Origin of the sequence: Blastopirellula marina, assembly GCF_002967765.1 — a bacterium.
Lineage (GTDB): Bacteria > Planctomycetota > Planctomycetia > Pirellulales > Pirellulaceae > Bremerella > Bremerella marina_A.
Window position 1 is genome coordinate 714,095 of record NZ_PUHY01000012.1, and the last position, 20,685, is coordinate 734,779.

General features: G+C 51.6%; 19 protein-coding genes. 14 read left to right on the top strand and 5 right to left on the bottom strand.

Translation table 11 applies throughout. From position 1 onward, the window contains the following. Positions 1–309 precede the first annotated feature (309 nt). On the top strand, positions 310–1,209 hold the full coding sequence (locus tag C5Y83_RS19415) for a DUF1559 domain-containing protein (protein WP_105331408.1): 900 nt from the start codon (positions 310–312) through the stop codon (positions 1,207–1,209). Between the two features lie 38 nt (positions 1,210–1,247). After that, positions 1,248–1,652, top strand: coding sequence for a hypothetical protein (locus C5Y83_RS19420; RefSeq protein WP_105331409.1), 405 nt, complete (start codon positions 1,248–1,250; stop codon positions 1,650–1,652). Between the two features lie 129 nt (positions 1,653–1,781). Here the strand turns inward: C5Y83_RS19420 and C5Y83_RS19425 are convergent, their stop codons facing one another. After that, a complete protein-coding gene (locus C5Y83_RS19425; protein WP_105331410.1) occupies positions 1,782–2,174 on the bottom strand; it encodes a VOC family protein in 393 nt (130 codons plus the stop codon). 93 nt (positions 2,175–2,267) lie between these two features. Here C5Y83_RS19425 and C5Y83_RS19430 point away from each other — a divergent pair, with 93 nt between their 5' ends. The 5 genes from C5Y83_RS19430 to C5Y83_RS19450 all read left to right on the top strand — a co-directional run bounded on the left by C5Y83_RS19430 (position 2,268) and on the right by C5Y83_RS19450 (position 8,015). Further along, a complete protein-coding gene (locus tag C5Y83_RS19430; RefSeq protein WP_105331411.1) occupies positions 2,268–3,311 on the top strand; it encodes a hypothetical protein in 1,044 nt (347 codons plus the stop codon). Between the two features lie 13 nt (positions 3,312–3,324). Then, a complete protein-coding gene (locus tag C5Y83_RS19435; RefSeq protein WP_105331412.1) occupies positions 3,325–4,323 on the top strand; it encodes a hypothetical protein in 999 nt (332 codons plus the stop codon). A gap of 116 nt (positions 4,324–4,439) precedes the next feature. After that, positions 4,440–5,780, top strand: a complete 1,341-nt coding sequence (locus tag C5Y83_RS19440; RefSeq protein WP_199195076.1) for a sulfatase-like hydrolase/transferase — start codon at positions 4,440–4,442, stop codon at positions 5,778–5,780. Positions 5,781–5,835: 55 nt separating this feature from the next. Then, positions 5,836–7,185 carry a sulfatase gene (locus tag C5Y83_RS19445; protein ID WP_105331413.1) on the top strand — a complete coding sequence of 450 codons (1,350 nt, stop codon included), beginning with the start codon at positions 5,836–5,838 and terminating at the stop codon, positions 7,183–7,185. Between the two features lie 113 nt (positions 7,186–7,298). Further along, positions 7,299–8,015 (top strand): hypothetical protein, encoded by a 717-nt coding sequence (locus tag C5Y83_RS19450; RefSeq protein ID WP_105331414.1) that lies wholly within the window; start codon positions 7,299–7,301, stop codon positions 8,013–8,015. A 78-nt stretch (positions 8,016–8,093) separates the two neighbouring features. On the opposite strand, the gene C5Y83_RS19455 is transcribed toward C5Y83_RS19450, so the two are convergent. Beyond that, on the bottom strand, positions 8,094–9,707 hold the full coding sequence (locus tag C5Y83_RS19455; RefSeq protein WP_233207287.1) for an alkaline phosphatase: 1,614 nt from the start codon (positions 9,705–9,707) through the stop codon (positions 8,094–8,096). 646 nt (positions 9,708–10,353) lie between these two features. Here C5Y83_RS19455 and C5Y83_RS19460 point away from each other — a divergent pair. The 5 genes from C5Y83_RS19460 to C5Y83_RS19480 all read left to right on the top strand — a co-directional run bounded on the left by C5Y83_RS19460 (position 10,354) and on the right by C5Y83_RS19480 (position 14,536). Then, a complete protein-coding gene (locus tag C5Y83_RS19460; protein ID WP_105331918.1) occupies positions 10,354–11,313 on the top strand; it encodes a DUF1559 domain-containing protein in 960 nt (319 codons plus the stop codon). Between the two features lie 35 nt (positions 11,314–11,348). Further along, positions 11,349–11,759 (top strand): carboxypeptidase-like regulatory domain-containing protein, encoded by a 411-nt coding sequence (locus C5Y83_RS19465; protein ID WP_105331416.1) that lies wholly within the window; start codon positions 11,349–11,351, stop codon positions 11,757–11,759. A gap of 503 nt (positions 11,760–12,262) precedes the next feature. Then, positions 12,263–13,291 carry a DUF1559 domain-containing protein gene (locus tag C5Y83_RS19470; RefSeq protein WP_105331417.1) on the top strand — a complete coding sequence of 343 codons (1,029 nt, stop codon included), beginning with the start codon at positions 12,263–12,265 and terminating at the stop codon, positions 13,289–13,291. Positions 13,292–13,344: 53 nt separating this feature from the next. Further along, on the top strand, positions 13,345–13,800 hold the full coding sequence (locus tag C5Y83_RS19475; RefSeq protein WP_158262418.1) for a carboxypeptidase-like regulatory domain-containing protein: 456 nt from the start codon (positions 13,345–13,347) through the stop codon (positions 13,798–13,800). A gap of 259 nt (positions 13,801–14,059) precedes the next feature. Then, complete coding sequence (locus C5Y83_RS19480; protein ID WP_105331419.1) at positions 14,060–14,536, top strand: hypothetical protein; 477 nt, start codon at positions 14,060–14,062, stop codon at positions 14,534–14,536. A gap of 117 nt (positions 14,537–14,653) precedes the next feature. Here the strand turns inward: C5Y83_RS19480 and C5Y83_RS19485 are convergent, their stop codons facing one another. Next, entirely contained in the window at positions 14,654–16,156 is a 1,503-nt protein-coding gene (locus C5Y83_RS19485; protein ID WP_105331420.1) for a sulfatase, read from the bottom strand. A gap of 204 nt (positions 16,157–16,360) precedes the next feature. Further along, complete coding sequence (locus tag C5Y83_RS19490) at positions 16,361–16,744, bottom strand: hypothetical protein (protein WP_105331421.1); 384 nt, start codon at positions 16,742–16,744, stop codon at positions 16,361–16,363. Between the two features lie 326 nt (positions 16,745–17,070). On the opposite strand from C5Y83_RS19490, the gene C5Y83_RS29160 reads away from it, so the two are divergent. Together C5Y83_RS29160 and C5Y83_RS19500 are read left to right on the top strand one after the other, a co-directional pair. Then, a complete protein-coding gene (locus C5Y83_RS29160; protein ID WP_146117841.1) occupies positions 17,071–17,256 on the top strand; it encodes a hypothetical protein in 186 nt (61 codons plus the stop codon). 74 nt (positions 17,257–17,330) lie between these two features. Continuing rightward, positions 17,331–18,296, top strand: coding sequence for a hypothetical protein (locus C5Y83_RS19500; RefSeq protein ID WP_105331423.1), 966 nt, complete (start codon positions 17,331–17,333; stop codon positions 18,294–18,296). Between the two features lie 99 nt (positions 18,297–18,395). Here the strand turns inward: C5Y83_RS19500 and C5Y83_RS19505 are convergent, their stop codons facing one another. Further along, positions 18,396–20,594 (bottom strand): methyl-accepting chemotaxis protein, encoded by a 2,199-nt coding sequence (locus tag C5Y83_RS19505; protein WP_158262419.1) that lies wholly within the window; start codon positions 20,592–20,594, stop codon positions 18,396–18,398. Positions 20,595–20,685 lie beyond the last annotated feature (91 nt).

The following is a 20,685-nucleotide window of genomic DNA, read 5'->3' on the forward strand; positions in this document are numbered from 1 at the left end:
AAAGGCGGTCTTTTTGTCGTAATTTTCAATGAAATGGAAATCAATTTCGTTGTGCGAAAATCGGAAAGTGTGTTTAATCCTGATGTGAAATAACAAAGGGATTGATTCTTGTTTCGTTCTGAGAGTGTTTTCTCCTAGCCTCTCGCTCCGAATTTTTGCTCTAAATTCGGGCGATCCTTTCGAAGCGATCCGGTGTTAATTCACGTTACGCGATTCCGACAGCCGGTACGCTCGATTCGCGAGCGGAGGTTATCGGAATTCGTGCGCGCTTTTCCCATCTTTTCATCCTTTCGTCTTCTGGAGCATCGCATGATGTTACCGCGCCTGTCTCGTTCTCGGTATGGTTTCACGCTGGTGGAACTGTTGGTCGTTATCGCGATCATTGGTGTCTTGATCGCCCTATTGTTGCCTGCGGTCCAGCAAGCTCGTGAAGCCGCTCGACGTAATTCGTGCAGCAACCAAATGAAACAAATTGGTTTGGCTTTGCACAATTATCACGACACCTATAAGTCGTTCCCGTATGGTTCGGTTCACTTCACGGCCCAGTCCAACCCGGTAGGTTGGCACTACGCTATTTTGCCGTTCATCGAACAGAACGCTTTGTACGAACAAGGTGATCCATCGATCGCTTACAACAGCGGCGTCAATGCTCCAATGCGAGAAATGCGGATGGAGGCTTACCTCTGCCCAAGTTCCAGCAGCAAGGCAGAAAAGGCGGATGATAATACCGCCCACTTCACGACCCATTACTACGGAATCATGGGCCCAACGGGTACCAATCCGCAGTCTGGTACCAATTACAAAGAAAACACCAACGGCAGCCACGGTGGATTTTCGCAGGAAGGTATCTTCTACTTTAACGAACGTCGTACGTTTGCTGACCTCTTGGACGGTACCAGCAACACGTTCATGGTTGGCGAAATCTCGTGGGCCGAACGTAACGGCAACTCGACTCGTTATCGCCCATGGAACCGTGGTGGTCAGTTGAATCAGTTCATGGCCCCGTGCAAGAACGTTGCGAACCCAATCAACTCGGACTATACCGCGCTGTTCAACGACATGAGCTACGGCAGCAATCACCCAGGTGGCTGCCAGTTCGTCATGGGTGATGCCTCGGTTCACTTCGTTCCAGAAGTGGTCGACTACAACATCTACCTGTCGACGGCAAGCACATCGGGAAGCGAAACGAAGACGATCCAAAACCAGTAACGTCTTCGCAGCAGATTCAGAAAGGACGATCTCTTCTCATGAAGTTTTATTCGACATTGATGGGTACCTTGCTGGTTGCTTGCCTGTTGGCAACAACCGGATGTGGTGAAAAGGCTCCGGAAGGCTATTCCGTCTCGGGAACCGTTTCCCACAAGGGCAGTCCCGTCTCCCGGGGAACGATCATGTTCGCTCCGGATGCTTCCGCAGGGAACTCTGGTCCGGCAATGATGTACCAAATCGTCGACGGAAAATACCAGGAAAACCCGGAGGACCCGAAACGTCACAAGGGTGGCGCGTATCAAGTCCGCATCAATGGATTCGATGGCAACGCCGATCCTGGTGCCGAACTGCCGATGGGCAAACCGTTGTTCAAGGAATACACGACCAAGGTCGAGCTTCCGACTTCGGATGCGCCCAACACGGACTTTGAGATAAAGAAGTAAACTCCAAGGGTATCGAGTCGATTCCCTGATATTGAGGGATGGTTCCGAGTGCTTTCTGCGATGACTCTAGTCAAGTCATCTCAGGCACCTGGGGCCGTCCCTCAATTCTTTTCTTGGATGTGCATGGCTCTAACTTTTGACTTCGCCAAAGGGGGAGGCAATCACCACGATATACCCGTCCAGGTCGCGAACCCAAATCTCACGATGTTGTGCGTTCGGATTCACCAACGGACCATCGACGATGTCGGCCGACATCGCCCTGGCTCGCTCGACGGTGGCATCAAATTCGTCCGTTTCAAACCATAACAGCGATCCATTTCCATATGGCTTTTTCTGGGGATCGCCCATATGCGGATGTTCGTGGGCTTCCCAACGATGTAGCTGCAGGATGAGCACCTGTTGATTTGTAACGATCATCTCGTACTCATCTCCGCCGTGCCCACTTTGGCAGCCCATTATTTGTTGATACCAGCGACTACTCGCTTCAACGTCATGGACTGCGATCATTGGTTGCGGACGCATGAAGATAACCTGGTGGATGGAACAAATAAAATGCAGACATTCATGAATTTCGTTAGGCTAGCAAGTTGTCACTTGATCTCAAGGAGAAAGTTGATGACTGAAAGGGCGTTACTCTATGCGTTTTCGTTATGGCTGGCGGTTACTGCGATCGCGTTTCCGACAATGGCCGACGAATACCAACTTGCCGATCGCTTTCAAATCCCTTCGCAAGGGCATATGAAGATTCATCACGGCTTATCGCAAGAGTTCCGTACAAAGCCAATTCAATCGGAAGCTGACCTACTTGCGTTGCACCGGCAAATCGCCAACGTTCCATTTGATAAAGAAGCGATCACTTCCTGGGAATTTCTTGAACAAGCGGGAATGAAGCGAATCGAACCAATTGCTGGCTCCAATCCCCTCGATTCGAAGCGCTTAAGTGTGTGGCGGGTTGCGACGATTGACTTCGATCGGGAACGATTTGCCCAGCGTGAAGGGTTCGATCAATTTGAAATCGTTCAGGTCGAAACGCCCGTGTCGAATGTCAACGTCTCGCGTCATCCGATGAATACGCAAATCAACCATTCCAATCCCTTGCGGAAAACGGTCGTCCGTCGATTCGACGTGGACCAAGTTCTTTCACGTTCAGCAAGGTTGCTGGACGAACCATTTGATGTTGATATGCGCCACGGAAGACAACTGATTGAGTTTTCGCTTGAGAAGGTATTTTGGAAGTTAGCAGCGCACCCCGATCGCGATTTGATTGAGGCACGTCTGTCGGAATCAAAGAATCGACGTGGTATCTTCAACTTCACCTTGCATTGGTATCACCAACCACCTGCCAGTAAAAATGGAATGTGGATACCGAAACTAACTGCCCGATTTTCACGGACTAAGACGCCCGTGTACCCTGGCGACAAAGCAACGTATCGGGTCGAAGCCTATATTATCGAGGAAGCCGACTTCGACAAGGAAGTCAACGCCGATGCGTTCCTGGTACCGATCCACCGTGGTGAGACTTACGTCCACACCGATGGTAGCAATCGTGATGTGATGCGCGTACCAAGTTACGTAAAAGACATCGCCAATTCGTCTCCGGGCACGGTGATCGAGAGGATGAAGATCGAGGCGGAGAATCAACGTAACGGACGATTTTAGAAGGAAATCACGTATGACGTGGCGAATTCAAAGTATTGCCCTCTTGATGTTTTTGTTTATCTCACAAGTTCATGCAGAGGACAAAACGCTGGGGAATCGGTTTATGGTACCGAAGCAAGGACACGTCGAGTTTCAGCACTGCTTCAATTGTGAAGTTAAAGGGCTGAAACTTGAAAACAAGGAGGATGTTCTTACGTTACACGAACGGATTGCCAAAATTCCTTTTAACGAAGAGGTAATTACTTCGTTCAAGTTTCTCGAGAAGCTGGGACTGGAAAAGCTTAAACAAGTTCCGCCTCCGCCAAGGCCTGGGGCAAGGGGACGAGTACATCACTTACCTGACTGGCGATCCGTTACAGTTGATTTCGACGAAGAACGCTTTGTTCGACGTGAGAAAGCTTCCACATTTCAGTTCTCATACGCTAAATCGCTCTTGTCGGAAGTTCTATTAAGCCGCGTTCCCTTCAACACTCAGGTCGAGCACTTCGAACCAGGGGGAAGCCATTTTCATAATTCCGTCGTGCGAGAACTCTTTTCGCGTTCCACGATATACGACGAAGTCACATACACAACGGAATGGGACCGCGGAAAGGAAGTATGCTTGGCAAATGTCGGTCGCGGGACAGCAGTTTTTTACTCCGAGCAAGATAAAGACTTGATCGATGCTAAGACCTCGATCGTGGGTGGCCAGATCTTGGATACATCACTCCACTTCTATCATCGAAAGCCCGTCGTAGAAGACGGGATCTGGTTGCCCCGCTTGAGCCTCCGAATCCATCGAAAATCGAAAGACACTTTTCGAATGTCGCTATTTATCATCGGCCACGTCGAACTGGCTAAGCCGGTCGATCCCGAAGCACTCAAAGTCCCGATCCAAGTTGGAGCTGTCTACATTTGGGGAAATAACAATACCCCATATCTCGCCAAAATGCCGATCGCCTTGGATGATCTGCTCGATAAAACCCCCGGGGTAACGCGCGTTCTCATCGAAGAAGCAACAGAGGAAGACTAGTTCGTGGCAAGGACGCGACAAGACGTCAAACGCCCCCGATTTGACCCACCCATTCTAGTCGAGGATACTACATTTCTACTCCCAACCCTAGCCCCTTCATCTTGTCAGGAATGCCCATGCGTTTGGTTGCCTGGTCGGTTCTGTTTAGTTGTATTCTGTCCGCTAATGCGTTGGCCGCCGATAAGAAGCCGAACGTGATCTTCATCTTGGCGGACGATCAAGGTTCGGTGGATGCTGGCTGCTACGGAAGTGAAGATCTCCACACGCCGCACATGGATTCGCTGGCGGTCAATGGAGTGCGTTTCACGCAGTTCTATTCCGCAGCTCCCGTTTGTTCTCCTTCGCGAGCCGGGGCGTTGACAGGACGTTGGCCAGTTAGGGCAGGCGTGCCAAGCAATTGCTCTTCCGAAAAGGGAGGCGGTGGTGCGATGCCTAATTCCGAAATCACCATGGCCGAGATGTTCAAGGCCGCCGGCTATACGACCGCTCATATTGGCAAGTGGCACATCGGCTATACGGAAGAAACCATGCCGTTAGCCCAAGGATTTGATTATTCCATCGGGCACATGGGTGGCTGCATCGACAACTATTCGCACTTCTTCTACTGGAACGGACCCAATCGACACGACTTGTGGCGGAATGGGAAAGAGGTTTACGAGAGCGGAAATTACTTTCCTCAATTAATGGCCGACGAAGCGTGTTCGTTCATCGAAGAGAATCAAGATGAGCCGTTTTTCATCTACTATGCCATGAATACGCCTCATTATCCTTACCAGGGCGAGGCAAAATGGCTTGAGCATTTCAAGAACGTGAAGTACCCACGCAATCTATACGCGGCGTTCATCGCTTCGCAGGATGAACGCGTTGGTCAACTGTTGGCAACGCTCGACAAATTAGAGCTTCGCAACGATACGATCGTGATCTATCAATCCGATAACGGCTACTCCACCGAAGTCCGCGCCCACAACGGTGGTGGTAACTCGGGGCCATATCGTGGTGCCAAGTTCAGCATGTTTGAAGGTGGAATTCGCTTGCCTGGCATCATCAGTTGGCCAGGTCATTTGCCAGAGGGGGAAGTACGTGATCAGATGGCACACGCTTGCGACTGGCTTCCGACTTTGGCCGAACTGACTGGCGTGAAGCTGCCTGAGACGCACTTGGATGGTCGCAGCCAAGTCGCCGTGATTAAGGATGGTGACACCAGAAGTCCGCACAGCGAGCATCCTTTGCACTGGCAAGTTGGTAAGGGGAATGGAGCGGCTTGGGCAGTCCGGGACGGTGATTGGAAACTGATTGCCAACACCCGTGATACGGAAGAAACCGGTAAGAATCAGAACTACAAGCTATTCCTGGCCAACATCGCGAAAGATCCCGGCGAGACGACGAATCTAGCAGATCAGCATCCAGAGGTCGTGGCCCGGCTGTCCAAGCTTCACGAGCAAGAGTTCCCCAACTGATTGCTTTCCCCTCGCAACCCCTCATATCGCCCTCCTCCAGAACTGAGATCCCACCATGCGCGCCCTCCTGACCCTCTTTGTTATTCTACCGTTCGCTGCGACGACGCTAGCTGCCGATGCACAACGACCTAATTTCTTAATTATCTATGCGGATGATCTAGGTTACGGCGATGTCTCGGCCTATCGCGATGCCGATATTCAATCGCCCAATATCGATAAGATTGCTTCCGATGGGATCAAGTTCACCAGCATGCGTGCCAATTGCACCGTTTGTTCGCCATCGCGGGCTGCCCTGCTGACCGGGAGATACCCTGACTTGGTCGGTGTGCCGGGAGTGATTCGCACGAAGACAGAGAACTCTTGGGGGTTTCTCAAGCCAGGCGTTCCTACCTTGGCCGATGAGTTGAAAAAGGTAGGCTACCACACGGCCATCGTAGGCAAGTGGCACCTTGGGCTGGAGTCGCCAAATACACCCAACGAGCGCGGGTTCGATTTCTTCCACGGCTTTCTTGGCGATATGATGGACAGCTATACCACCCATCGTCGAGAAGGTCACAACTACATGCGGTTTAACGACAAAGAGGTTGACCCGGAAGGCCATGCGACCGATATCTTCGCTCAATGGGCGCATCAATATATCTGTACGCGAACGACGAAAAGGGACCAGCCGTTCTTTCTCTACCTTGCTTTTAACGCGCCTCATTTTCCGATCGAGCCACCACAAGCGTACCTCGATAAGGTCAAGCAAGCGCACCCTGACATGGACGAGAAACGCGCGAAGAACGTTGCTTTCGTTCACCACTTGGACGACGCGGTGGGTAAGGTCTTAGCTTCGCTGGAAACTTTCGGATTCGCGGATAACACCGTGGTTTATTTCGGTAGTGACAATGGTGGTTCGCTACCACACGCTCAGAATAACGATCCGTGGCGTGATGGAAAGCAAAGTCACTACGACGGCGGTTTGAAGGTTCCGTTCTGTGTTCGTTGGCCAGGGCACATTGAGCCAGGTCAGACGAGTGACTATGAAGGACTAAATTTTGACATCTTTCCCACATTTCTAGAACTGGCCGGTGCAAAGCCCGCAGACGACTTGAATGCCGTGAGCTTGGTTCCCATCCTGGAAGGCGAGTCGATGCCTGCTGGCCCGCGCGATCTGTACTTTGTGCGGCGTGAAGGAGGCATGCGTTACGGAGGTAAGTCTTATCAAGCGATCGTTCGCGATGGCTGGAAACTAATGCAGAACGATCCGTATCTTCCACTAGAACTTTATAATTTGAAGGACGATCCAAGCGAACAAAACGACTTGGCCAAGTCCGAACGGCAGAAGTTCCGCCAACTGCAACAGGCCATGCAGAAGCAAATCCAGGCTGCGGGAAGTGTGCTATGGCAAGCTTCCCACCAGTAATCAAGTTGGGACTCGCTTTGCCAATTCGACTGACTTACGATAACAGAAAGATGTGCCTCGCAGATAAACAGAGGCACTTTTCCTGTTTTCTCCTTGGTTAGTCGAACATAGTTATGAAACAGATTATCTCGTCTTTGCTACTCGTCGGTCTCGCTGCTTCCGCGCTCTTTTCTGCCGAACGAAAGCCACTGAAGGATGTTGATCTGACGGCATTATCGCAAGACATTCAGACCATTCATCAAGGACCACTGGAAGATGGGACTAACTTCGTGGCGATTGCTTTGTGGTTGCCTCAGGAGTATTGGCAGACGGTCATGGATAAAAACGCGGCGCTTCCCGCGGCCAACAAAGCCAAGCTGTTGGAAACGATGAAAGGGGTCACAATGCTGGCCTTGGTTCAAGGAGACGTCACTCCGCTTGGCCGCTTCGATTTCTACCAGCGAGACGAGATCGAGAAGAAGCTGGAGATCTCGGTGATCGCCACCGACGGCAAACGACGCGACCTAAAGCCAATGAAGGAGATCAGCGGCGAATTGCAAGGCGTGCTGGCCGTTTTCAAACCGGTTATGGCAGCGGCTATGGGGAACATGGGTCGAAGCATGGAGATCTTCGTGCTCGATAACACAAACGAAGATGGCTCGAGGATTCTCGATTCGTACGAGCCAGGCCAAATCGATATTCGCATGGTGCGTCGCGATGGTAGCACCATGGACAGCACGATCGAACTTCCACTGAACGCGCTGTATGTCCCGCGCAAATGCCCAAACGGCAAAGACGCCCATATCTCGTGGAAGTTCTGCCCTTGGACCGGTGTGCCGCTGGAAGACTAGCGGGCCTTCAAGAAATGCAACAAGTCTCGATCAAGGTAAATCGAGACTTGTTCTACGGTTGATGATCGCTGACGATACTTACTTCACTGTCAGAACTTCAGGATCTTCTAGCACGAGATAGTGCCCGTGGTCTGCGGTCAGGATAAGGCAGGTATCATCCCAGCCACCGTGCTCTTCGATCCATTTGGTCACACTGTGGAATGCTTGATCGCCGCTGAGAACGGCGCCGATCGAATTGTCGATGTTATTCGAATGATTCGCCCAGTCGACATCGCCCGCTTCGATCATTAGCCACCAAGGCTTTCCTTTGGCTTCCAATGTATCGAGCGCGGCTAAGCTCATGTCGCTAAGAGTGACATTCTCGCTGATGTCCGCTTCGGTGTACTTCTCGACTTTGCTGGGCCGTGAACCGACAGGATTGAAATCACCATTGGCCGTTTGGAAGGGAAGATGCCCACCTTTCACGCCAAAGAAACCGAACAAGCGTTTCTCTTCCGCGATCGCTTTCGCCTTAGCTTCTTCGAGGACTTCCGGTCCTTTACGGCCAGAAGTTCTCTCGGCGACGACGTATGGGCCGCCGTTGGCCAAGTTAATTTTTTCCATGTCTTCCTGAGTGAGATAAGGATTACCAGGTACGAAATTCTCGCCTTGGTTTCCATCCTTTTCTTTCTTGTCACCCGAACCACCACCAATCAGAACATCAACGCCAGGCAAAGCACCTGGGTGGAAAACGGAAGGCAGGCCAATCATGTCGCGCGTGATGTCTTGGTAGTCGTAACGATGCACATTGTTCGCATAAGCGCTGCCTGGCGTCGCATGACAAATCGGTACACTAGTTACCACGCCGATGTGCCATCCTTCGCTCTGCAGTTGCCGCGAAATTGGAAGGATCTCACGACCGAGGTAGTCGACATTTACTGCGTTATTGTAGGTCTTGATCCCAGCGGTCATCGAAGTCGCCGAAGCGGACGAATCGGTGTAGGCGTGCTTGGTATTTTTACCCTTCGCAATCGGGTAGTTTGCATCCGGCGGAATTGACCAAGGCTTGTCGCCCGCCTCCTTCGGGTCGTAGCCACCCTTGGTACTACCGCCTGGCGAGGTAACGATTTGGCGATCGACATTCACGTCGGTACCGCTGTTGTGCGGCGTTGTCACAAAGTAGCCAAAGTCGGTGGTTGCTCCACGGTAGTCTTGAAAATGGAGGCCGGTCCCACGACCTTCGCGATACGGCACCTTGCCGCTCTTGTTAATGGCGGCGGCCCAGGTCGTTTGCCAGTCCATGCCATCGTAGACAAATAGAATGATCCGTTTCTTGCCTGAATCGACCGCCATCTTCTGCAGGCGATAGACGTCGGTTTGGTCGAAATACTCTGCTTCGGGATTAACGGTTTTCGTGGGCACAAAGCCGAACAGTTCTTTCAGCTTCTCTTCGCTCCGGTAGATACTATTCTGCCCCCGAACAGAGTCGAGGTTGATTCCGAATGTGTAAACCGGGATTAGTCGATTTGAGTGAGTTGTCCAATTCGAATAGGTCTTAGGATTCGGGCCCCAATGCAATCCGTTGGTTTCATTTGTCTCGGTATTGGTTTCCTGTAGTTCCGCGACCGGATCACCAGGCCTTGCGCAATGCGCAATCGGGACAATGGCGAGGAACATAGCGGTGACAATCGCAGCGGGAATTAGCTTTCGCACAGGTAGGTCTCAGGGAAGGAGGGAAAATGGTGGCCTGATTACTCTATTGAAACTGGACATTAAGCGATTGTTAAGTCCTCTTTACGCAGACAATCTGGTGATTTGCGCACGATTTTGACTTTCCAAATGGGCGTCACGGAAACGAACTGGTTGTTTTTGATTGACAAGACGACGCATATTTTAGGTCTCTTCACCCTAAGAACTGTTTGATGAGTACGATCCCATCATTATTTAAGAGCTCAGCAACTGAATCGAAGTGGAAGTGAGTTCTTGAAACATAGGGTGGATCCGAATAGCTCCCCTCTCAGGTTTTTAGTAATAACCATTACAGGGGAATTCGTAGTCGACATGCTGTTTAACTTGTAAGCACTTATGCTTCGCAATTACGCGAATTAACCTAATGGCGAATAATTGACCCTATTACTTATGGAGTAGGGACGCCGAAATGCGGAAAATACACAAATAGCCGTAGTCCAAACGACTAACGCACTTAGGTCAAAATAGAAACGCAAACGCGCACGGCATTCTCGCAATCTTCACTTTCGGTACGCACCTTGCTTCATGATATCCGGAGATATCTCTGCGGTTTAGTCGCGGAATATTCGAGCGTAATTGTATTTTTGTCTTGAACGAATCGAAGAGAAGAATGAGAACTGCCACTTTGAAGCCTCGTGGTTTCACCTTAGTTGAACTTCTGGTTGTCATCGCGATTATTGGTGTATTGATTGCCCTTCTGCTGCCGGCTGTCCAGCAAGCTCGAGAGGCAGCTCGCCGTATGCAGTGCACCAACAACATGAAACAATTGGGCCTCGCGCTGCATATGTACAACGACACCTACAAGGCGTTGCCAATGGGTGTGCTGCAGAACCACAACTGGCGTGTGTCGGTCTTACCGTACATCGAGCAGAAAGCTCTTTACGACTTCCTCGATTTCGGCCAGTCGTTCAGTGGCAGCTCGTCGAACTCGGGCACCAATGTGAACTACTTGTCGGATGTGGCCATCGATGCGTTCATTTGCCCATCGAGCCCATTGGACCCGAACATGAATCCTGGTTGGAACAGTCATAAGTTCCAATACCATCATTACATGGGCGTGAGTGGTGCCGTGGGTACCAACATTGGTACTTGCCAGAAGTTCTATGGTTGGAACTGTGATAACGGTCCGTTTGGTATGAATCGAAAGGTTCGCTTGGCCGAACTGACCGATGGTACGTCGAACACGATGATCCTGGGCGAACAATCGCAACGCGTGAAGTACACCGGCTCTGGCGTGGGCTCTTGGCCGTTCGCGGACGGTAAAACGATGGCACCAGGGGGATACCATGGTGGCTGGGAAGGACCTGCCAACTTGGACCAAACCGGCAGCCAATGGGGCATCATGTCCGGAATCGTTCCGATTCAATACGGGCCCAATGCGACCTGTCCAGATCAATGGGAATGTGGCTACTGTTACGTGAACTCGACGATTCTGGCTTCTCAGCATCCTGGCGGGATCTTGATTACGCTTGCGGATGGTTCGAGCCGTTTCATTGCCGAAACGATCGATCTGAACAATTTCAAGTTGCTTGCACTGCGTAGCGACGGCCAAGTTGTGACGTTTGACTAAGTATCGCTTCGAGCCATTTCATGGAACGACCTATCATGAAACTATCAATTCTATTGGTTCTCATTCTCGGTATCCTAACTTCGGCTGGCTGTGCTGGAGCAAAAGAGGATGGCGGGTTGGTTTCCGGCAAAGTTACTTTGAACGGTAAACCGTTGTCGGGCGCTGACATCAAGTTTCATAACGCAGATCTTGGTTTTGGGGTCACTTGCCCTCTGAACGAAGATGGTACTTTTGCCAGTGTCGATATCGTGCCGGCGGCAACGTATCAAATCGCTATCGCTCCTTCCGCTTCCGGCTTAGAACCGGGCGCCAGCGGAATGCCGACCATTCCTAAGCTTCCTTCCGGATTGCCGAAGAAGTACACCTTTCCGGAAAAGAGCGGTGTGAGCGCTGAGGTAAAGAATCAGCCGCAAAACGATTTTGAGTTCGATCTGTCCTCAAAGTAAACGTGGTAGCGTTTTGTAAACGAGAGGCCCTGTGCTCTTAAGCGCAGGGACTTTTCATTTCTTGCTCAATCCACACGCGTGCAGCTACTACAGGGGGGCTGTCGTTAAGGTTAACGGAAGGTCATGTTCCCTTGAAGTCTGAAATCGCGGATCAAAGGGAAGGGACCCTTCGCTATCTGGGGCCAGTTCCGCTGCCTAAGATGTTTACAGTCTAAGCACCTCTGCACGAAGAATGAGCATGTGTCCGGAGAATTTCTTCCCTAACTTTTTTCGTACGGTGATCCGTAACCCGCTCGCAAGAATTGCTGAAGGTCAGTGAGCCTACTGGATTTAGGTGCGATTTCCGTATTCTATTGCGCAGGACTTTAGGAAAAAAAAGAATTATCGGCACGGAGTTTGCCATATTGCTGACATGGATATCCCGATATATCGTAGGGATATCTCGCAATATTTACGTTTACTTCTACGCATTTGTTCTTTGTTTCCTCTGGAGAAACGTTTCCATGTCGACCACCCGCCGAAGCCCTCTCGGCTTCACTCTCGTTGAACTCCTCGTGGTGATTGCCATTATTGGCGTCTTAATCGCCCTTCTGCTGCCAGCCGTGCAGCAGGCTCGTGAAGCTGCTCGCCGCATGAGCTGCAGTAACAACTCCAAGCAGCTTGCCCTAGCGCTGCACAACTATCACGATACGCACGGTTGTTTCCCAATCGGAAGTATTCAAACGACCAACGGCGAACGTCCCGCTAGTTGGTTGGTTCGTATCTGGCCGTTCATCGAGCAATCGGCTGCTTACGAGCAATCGACCTTTATCGGTAATGACTGGTCCGGTCGTGGCTTCGACAAGAACTGGCGTGCTACCACGGTTCTGGATGTTGACTTCCTGAACTGCCCATCGAATCCGATGACCCAATTCTGGACTCAGAATGCTTCGTCAGAAATGACCAGCGACGGTTGCCCTTCGTCGATCAAATATCAGATTCCTGACTACGTCGGCTGCACCGGTCAATACAACGGTGGTCCGCTGACCAACTGGAATGGCTACAACGGCCGCGAAGATTACAACGGTATCTTCACCGTCCTGGACGTCCGCAACTCCGAACCTACCAGCTTCAAGCACGTCACCGACGGTACCAGCAACACGATTGCCTTGGGCGAACAGTCTGACTTCGTGAAGATCATGGACTCGTCCGGTAATGTCCAGAAGAAGGACACCTACCGAGCTTGGACTTGGCACGGTGGTGGTTGGTCCGGCGGTGGTGGCGGTACGGCTGCCGAAGCTTACTGGAAGGGCTTGACCTCGGTGCGTGCCGGTATCAACTTCGTTCCTTCCACGACCAACAACCCGTTCGGAATGGGTGACTACTGGTACGGTCGTCCTGGTTACCACACCATCTACACCTCGGCTCACCCAGGTGGTGCGATGATCGCTCTGGGCGATGGCTCGGTTCGTTTCATCAGCGAAAACATCAACTTCACCACGTTGACCCGCTTGGCGAATCGTCATGACGGTCAGGTCGTCGGCGAATACTAATTCCCCCGCTTTGGTTCCTTTGAGAGGAAAGACGAAACATCAATATGTTAGTCATGAAGAAAACACTGCTGGCGATCGCAATGCTTGGTATCGTTTCGCTGGCAGGATGCGGCGGTGAAGAAGGTCCAGAGATGGGCATGGTCACGGGCACAATTACCAAGGGTGGTGCCCCTCTGGTTGGGGCGAACCTTGAGTTCTACCCAATTGGCGATGGCGGAGCATCGTACGGCACGTCGGACGAAGAAGGGAACTTCTCCCTTCGCTACTCGACCGGTAAGCCAGGTGCGATGGTTGGCGACCACAAGGTCACCGTGATCGGTGGAACGACCAAGGGCGGCGCTCCGGCTGAATCGGAAGGTCTTGCCACGTTGACCGAAGGTGACGCCGCTCCGAAACCGCTTGGCCGACCAGAGGGTGGTGCCAAACGTGGTGGACCGTCCAAACCTGTTGAAGGAATTACGGCAACCGTCAAGGCGGGTGAAGACAATCACATCGTCATCGAACTGTAAGAAACATCCTACCGGAGTCGCATAGCGACGAAGGTTAGTCCATGCAATTCAAGTTGCTGGTTGGTTCCCGTGGTTTTGGCTGCGGGGGCCATTTTTTATCGGTTGATGCTTTCTCGAAAAGTTCTTTCAGCACCCAATGCTGGTTACGAACCAGTCGGTGGTTGGAAGTTGCTAGTGCGGTTCTCATCTGGGAACCAAGAGCAAGTTTTCGTCAGGCTTCAACCTGAACCTCAGCCTCTTGGAAAGGAGATTCGTCACAATGAAACATGCATTCACTTGCCTTCTGGCAATCGCCTTGCTGGGAGCAACTGGTTGCTCTTGGCAAACCGGCCCAGAGTTACATGAAGTGACCGGTACAATCACCAAAGATGGTGTTCCGTTCACCGGAGCTTGGCTCGAGTTCTACCCTAAGGGAGACGGAGCTCCGTCTTACGGAGAGTCGGATGAAGAAGGTAACTTCAAGCTTCGATACTCGACCGGTCGACCTGGTGCAATCGAAGGAGAGCACTTGGTTACGGTAATCGGTGGCAAGCTCAAAAAGGGCGCCGTTCCAGTTCAAAAAGAGGAACGTGGCTTAGAAACGTTGACCGAGGGCGAGGCTCCCCCGGCGAAGCCAGTTGCGAATCCCGAATCGAAAGGACGTCGACGTGGCGGTGGAGGGGAACCTGAATCGATCGCAGGGATTCCGGCACTCGTCAGCGCCGATAACGAGAATCATGTCGTCATCGAACTGTAATATCTCGAACCGGTTCGATTTCGATATGTCCACCTAAGGAACAGAGAAGGTGGAACGAAAGAGCTCCCACGGATTCATTCATGGGAGCTCTTTTTATTTTCCTGTACCGCTTATCGACTAATGAGGTCCCGACGCGTTAATTTCCGACGACTTATGATCGAATCCGGACCAATCACCGTAGGGTCGAGCCCCACGGATTCGCTTGCCAGTTTTGCTGTCGATGTAACCTGTTTCGCGATCGTAGTGATCCACCGTGTAGTTTTCGGGAACACTGTCACCGGTTTCCTTTTGCCAAGTATCCATTACGTTTCGCATCTCGGCCAAGTGCTTGGCGTACTCTTGATTGCCAACCAGGTTGTTCGTCTGTAGTGGATCCTTGCTGGTATCGTAAAGTTCTTCTTTAGGTCGCGGTTCGAGCAGGACATCCGCTTGAGCGGTTGTTAACTTTCCTTCGGCATTGGCGGTTTGCAGATCCTTGTGTGAAGGAGAACTAACCGAGTCCGCAGGGCCAAGCCATGCTTTGTCGGGACGGGCGTTACGAACGTATAGAATGCCTTGTCCATTCCGGACGGCTCGACCATGGGCCTCGTAGTCATGCCAATTGTGTTCGCTGAATGCATAGTGACGATGCGGGGCTGTCGAGTCCTTCAGCACGTTGGCGAAACTGAATCCTTGAACCTGTTCAGGCACTTTAACGCCGGCTAATGATAGTACCGTCGGGCATATATCGATCACGCTTACCAAGCTCTTGGTCGTGCTGCCTGGCTGTTCGATTCCCTCTGGCCAGTGCAATACAAAAGGCGTCTTCATTCCGCTGTCATGAACGCGCGTCTTTCCACGAGGAAAAGGGCGACCATTGTCGGCCATAACAAAGATGAGCGTATTCTCGAGCGCGTCTTGTTTCTTCAACTCGTCAACAACCTGACCAATGAAGTAATCGAAGCGGGTAACTTCGTTGTGGTAGGAAGCCAGGTCGTCGCGGGTTTCTGGAGTGTCACGGAGGTAGGGCGAGACTTCCATATCGGCCGGATCATGTTTCGGCCCGTATAGATCTTCTTTCCATTCACGATCCCCGTTCCAGTCGCGGTGGGCGTCAGTCGCGGCGAACCAGAAGAAAAAGGGCTGATCCTTCGGTCGTTTCTGAACCACATCCACCCAGTGTCCTTCGCCACCGTTGTTACCTGGCACTCCGGTGCCCCGCTTCTCGTCCCAAACGGCCTTCTCATTTGCTTGGTCTTGCGGCATATGATCCTTACCAGCAAGTGCCGTGTAATAACCAGCTTCCTTTAACAGCGACGGGAACTTGATCAAATGCTCGGGAAGCGGACGATGCAGTTCGCTGGCAGCACCGTTGTTGTGTGGGTAGCGACCGGTGATGATGCTACACCGACTCGGGCTGCAACTACTGGCGGTGAGATAAGCATTTGTGAATTTCAGACCATCATTTGCCAACGCATCGATATTGGGCGTACGGGCTCCTGAATTTCCATAACAACCAAAGTCGTTCCAACTGACGTCGTCCGCAATGAAGACGATAAAATTGGGCCGATCCGCCGCAGACACAAGCGACGTCATGAGACCACAGAACAAAAGCGCCAAACGAAAGGGTAGGGGAGGCATGAGGAGAAATCCGGAGTTCGGAGGTCGAAAGGTGGGAGAATACGCTGAAGACTAGTATCATCGACTATGCCGGCAAGTTCAAATGGGAAGTGGATCTGAGGACAAACCGAAGAGATCAGCCTCTTTGCCGTATCGATGGCTCTCACTTGGTTCGCGGGAACCCTGTGTTTTGGGATGTCACGTTTTTACCGATCAGCTAACGTTCTAAGGAACAGATTCCAAGAACTTCTGCCACTCTAGGTCGTTCAGGTAATAGATCGTCCAAACCGTCCACAATCCCCAGCCGGTAGCCATGTTTCCGATGGTGCTTACGAAAACGATCAGATGACGAACGGATACTAGGGGAGTGCTGAGCAGCCAAACGCCCCAGATCAGTACGGCCAGCATAAGGCACCACACGTACTGGTAGATGCCAAAATGAATTAAAACGTGCCAGGGGAACGATCTCTCGGCGAGTGGCTCCCATGAGTAGTAATACTCAATGGTTGCAGTCAGCCGAGTGGCCGCTATGACGATAAGTGTGAAGACACTTACGCTGGTGACGACATGTAACGCAGCACGGCGCGGCAAGGTAATTTCTTCAGGCATCTGAAAGCAACACTCCAGGACCTTACAGAAAAGGCGCGTTTGGTTCCATGCGTAGGATTGAATCGTGATATGTCACGAAGAACGCCACGAGAAATCCCACAAGCCAAAACACGGCGAGATTAAAAACAATGCCTACAAAGCGAAGTAATTCGTAGACGTAAACTTCACGCTTACTACCTAGGACCGAGCCCCAGATCACGCACCCGAGGAACATCGGCCAGAGCAAGGGTTGCACATCAACGTAGGCATCGCTCAAAACCGAGAGATCATAATGAATTAGCCTGGGTCTCTCCGATTCAGTAAGTTTACTAGTTACGGTTACGATCATGGCGAAGAAGGTGCAAACGCTCACGACCACCGGCAAGACGATTCTGCGACATACTTTTGGGTTAATTGTGCTTGAATCGATGGTCATGACTCGGAATGTGATTCCTGTTCCAGAGATCGTTCGATACGAACGCGTTCGCGTAGTATGTCACGCATTGTACGGCCGATCGCAACCGTGGTGCTAATAATTGGTAGCGAGAGAATTCCTTGCTTACAATTACCGTAGGCTCACCTTCCTTCCTCCTTCCAGGCACGTGGAATGTCTCATTCAATCGATCGCCGCCGTTTTACTAAACTGGCTGCCGCTAGTGGATTCTTAGCTAGTAGCTCTTTCTCGCCCATCTCTTGGGCGGATGATGGGAAGGACGGGCCGGATCAGCGTTTGATGGTTCTCGGAATGAACGCCTTGGCTCGTTCGCCGGAGATGAACTATTTCGCGGACGGGCACCGTGGTGCGAGCATGATTTCGGCCTATCTGTTGTGCGAAGAGAACAACTTACCGCCAGCTGTGTTGGCACGAATGACCGAGATGTTCGACGTAAATTGGGCGAAGACAAAATTGTGCGCGTCGTTCCCAGAAGGAGAGCCCGATCCCAAGGCGATTGAAAAGGTTGGTTTTGCGTTACTCGAAGGAGGTGAGGTACTGCGCGAGGTGGGGCACAACGTTATTTTCGCCAGTTTGGCGATTAAAGCGTTTCGTACGATGCCCCAGTTGGCCACAAAAGAGCGAGTCGAAGGCGTCTGCCAATTAGTGCGTAGTTTCAAGCCGTGGCGCGATATTGAACCTGATGCCGAAGTCGATCCGCCTCATTTTTCCGACGAGTCAGCTGCTTCGAAATTCATCCTGCAAGAGGCCAGTAACGCGATCGACCGATTTCATGGTTTCGGACAAGGCTTCGCGGGTCACATGCTAACTTTTGGACAGGCATTGGTCGAACTGGCTGAGATGGGCAACGAGGAACTAGCAGAAGGATGCCGAACGGCATTTCGAAAATATGTAACGGTTACCCGAAAAGGGCCAGAAGAGGATGCTCGAAGCATTGCGGATCATCGCCCCTCAAAGCTGCGACCGAACAAGCTTGAGTATTGGCAGAAACGAGGTGACAAAACGCTGGGGATCGGTCACGTTTTCAAATATCCGTACGGATACTACTACCTGCTAGAGAAGGCCAACGACCCACGTCTCGCGGAGAGTCTTGATGCCAAGGCGTATTACATCTTTTAGCCGGCGAAGACTAGGAAACAAGTCGAAGCCGGCGCGGATCAATTTTGGGTAATGATCTCGTCTATAACGCGAGCTAATTAGCCAGGATCGGCGTTGCTGTTAGACTTTGAATCCACCGACTAAGGTGTTAATCTCGTGCGCGAACTCGGCCAGATTGTCACCATACGACCGAGTCGTCGCTGCTCCTGTTGCGGTGCGCTGGGTGGCCCGATCAACGCCGTTCACGTTTTCGGTAATTTCCTTGCTTGCCGTCGCCGAGTCGCTGACACCGGACGAGATTGCTTTCGCCGATTCGGCTGTCTGATTGATGTTCGACGAGATTTGTTTCGTCGTCACACTTTGCTGTTCGACGGCCGAAGCAATTGAAAGGCTTGCCTCGCGGATCTGTTCGATCACTTCCGTAATCGCACCGATTGAATTCACGGCGTCCGTGCTTGATTCTTGAATCCCGTCAACCGTCTTACGAATGTCTTCGATCGCTTCGGTTGTTTGGTGGGCGAGTTCTTTCACTTCAGTGGCCACGACAGCAAAGCCTTTTCCGGCTTCTCCGGCGCGTGAGGCTTCGATCGTCGCGTTCAAGGCTAGCAGATTGGTTTGCTCAGCGATGTCTTCGATCACGCCGACGATCTTCCCAATAGCTTCAGCGGAACTTCCTAGCTTCTGGATCTTTCGGTTGCTTTCTTCTGCCAAACCGGTGGCATTGATCGCAACGGACGATGCCCGCTCGGTATTTTTGGAGATATCAGAGATCGAACTGGTTAGTTCCTCGACGGAATTACCAACCGTTGAGATGTTACCCGTTAATTCCCGAATGGCATCGGCCATCGTTGTCATGGTCGTGGCCATTTCCTCAGATGCCGCAGCCACACTCGTGCTACGCCCCTTCGCTTCGTCCGCTCCATTGGACAATTCGGATGCCGTGGTCAACATTTTTTCCGAGGTTTCGGATAGCGACGAGGCACAATCGGCAACTCGGCTGATGATACCTTGCAACTTATCCATGAAGATATTGAACCAATTGGCCAACTCGCCGATTTCGTCTTTGGATTGAATATCAAGTCGCTTCGTGAGATCACCTTCCCCTTGGGCAATATCTCGGAGAGATTCCGTCATGATATTGAGTGGTCGAACCAGCATGCGGGTTCCTATCACTGAGAAAATCGTAATCAAGGTAACCACGATGACTGCACCCACACCGACGTAGATCAACATCCAGTTCAGACTGCTACGAGTTGTGGTGACGGACGAACGGAAGTCGTCTTTATCGGTGCTGATGCCAACCACCCAGTCCCACGGCTCGTAATAAAACACGGCTGCGAGCTTCTCTCGAGCAGCAGATTCGCTCTCGTTTTGCCAATAATATTGATGATCGACGATCTCACCTGGTGCAGCGGACTTCGACTTGTCAATCATTTGTTGAATAAAAGGTTCACCGTTGGCGTCGATCGTATCCAAGACGTTTTCACCGTTGCGTGCTCCGTCTTTAGAAACCAGATACATTCCTTTGTCTTTCCCACTTCCTTGCACGGCGAAGACATAGCCACTCTTGCCGAGGCTCACCTTCTCCAACCGCTGCGGAAGATCTGCGGCCGCCTCTTGCAGCAGTCCGACGTACAACGCTCCCATCACCTCGCCGTTTTCGTCTTTCACAGGATGGTAAGCTGTGGAATACCACTTATCGACGACAAAAGCGCGACCGTAATATGGTTCGCCTTGAAGCAGTTTATCAACAACTGGGTTCTTCGCTCCGTCAGGATTGATGGCAGGAATGTACGTGCCGATCGCACGTTGTCCATCCTTATTGACGTTCGTAGCAACACGCAACATATCGCCGGTGCCGTCGATTCGTTGGAAGATTGTGCAGGTACCGCCTGACCACTTCGACACATCGTCGACGTAGGCAACATATTGATTCAGATCACGAACTTGACCTAAAGGATTTCCGTCGATCGAGATGCCACGAAGCTTCTGCAAGCTGGTTTCGCCGGTGTACTGATTCTTACAGGTCCAATCCAACACTTCGTCTTCCTGAACCAAGCTTCCCTTTTCATTCAATAGTTCTTCACTGAACTGAATTGTGGCGTCGAGTTGTTCGCTCGTCAGGGCATTTTGCGATTCAAGAATCAGACGCACATTGCGCGCTGCTGCCTGGCTTTGGGTATGAGCCATGTCCTCGGCTTGTTCGATCACCGTCTTATCGAGTGCAGACCCACTAATTAGCACGATCGTGAGGATGATGACCGCGCACGCCATGGGACCAGCGAGACTTAGAAGCAAGACCTTTTTTCCGATTCTCATTGCACCTGCCCTGATCGTTGTACTTTGGGATTCGGTCGTTGTTGCGTGAACTGCATCGGGACCTTTGACAGGCAAATCTAGGGCGCTCAAA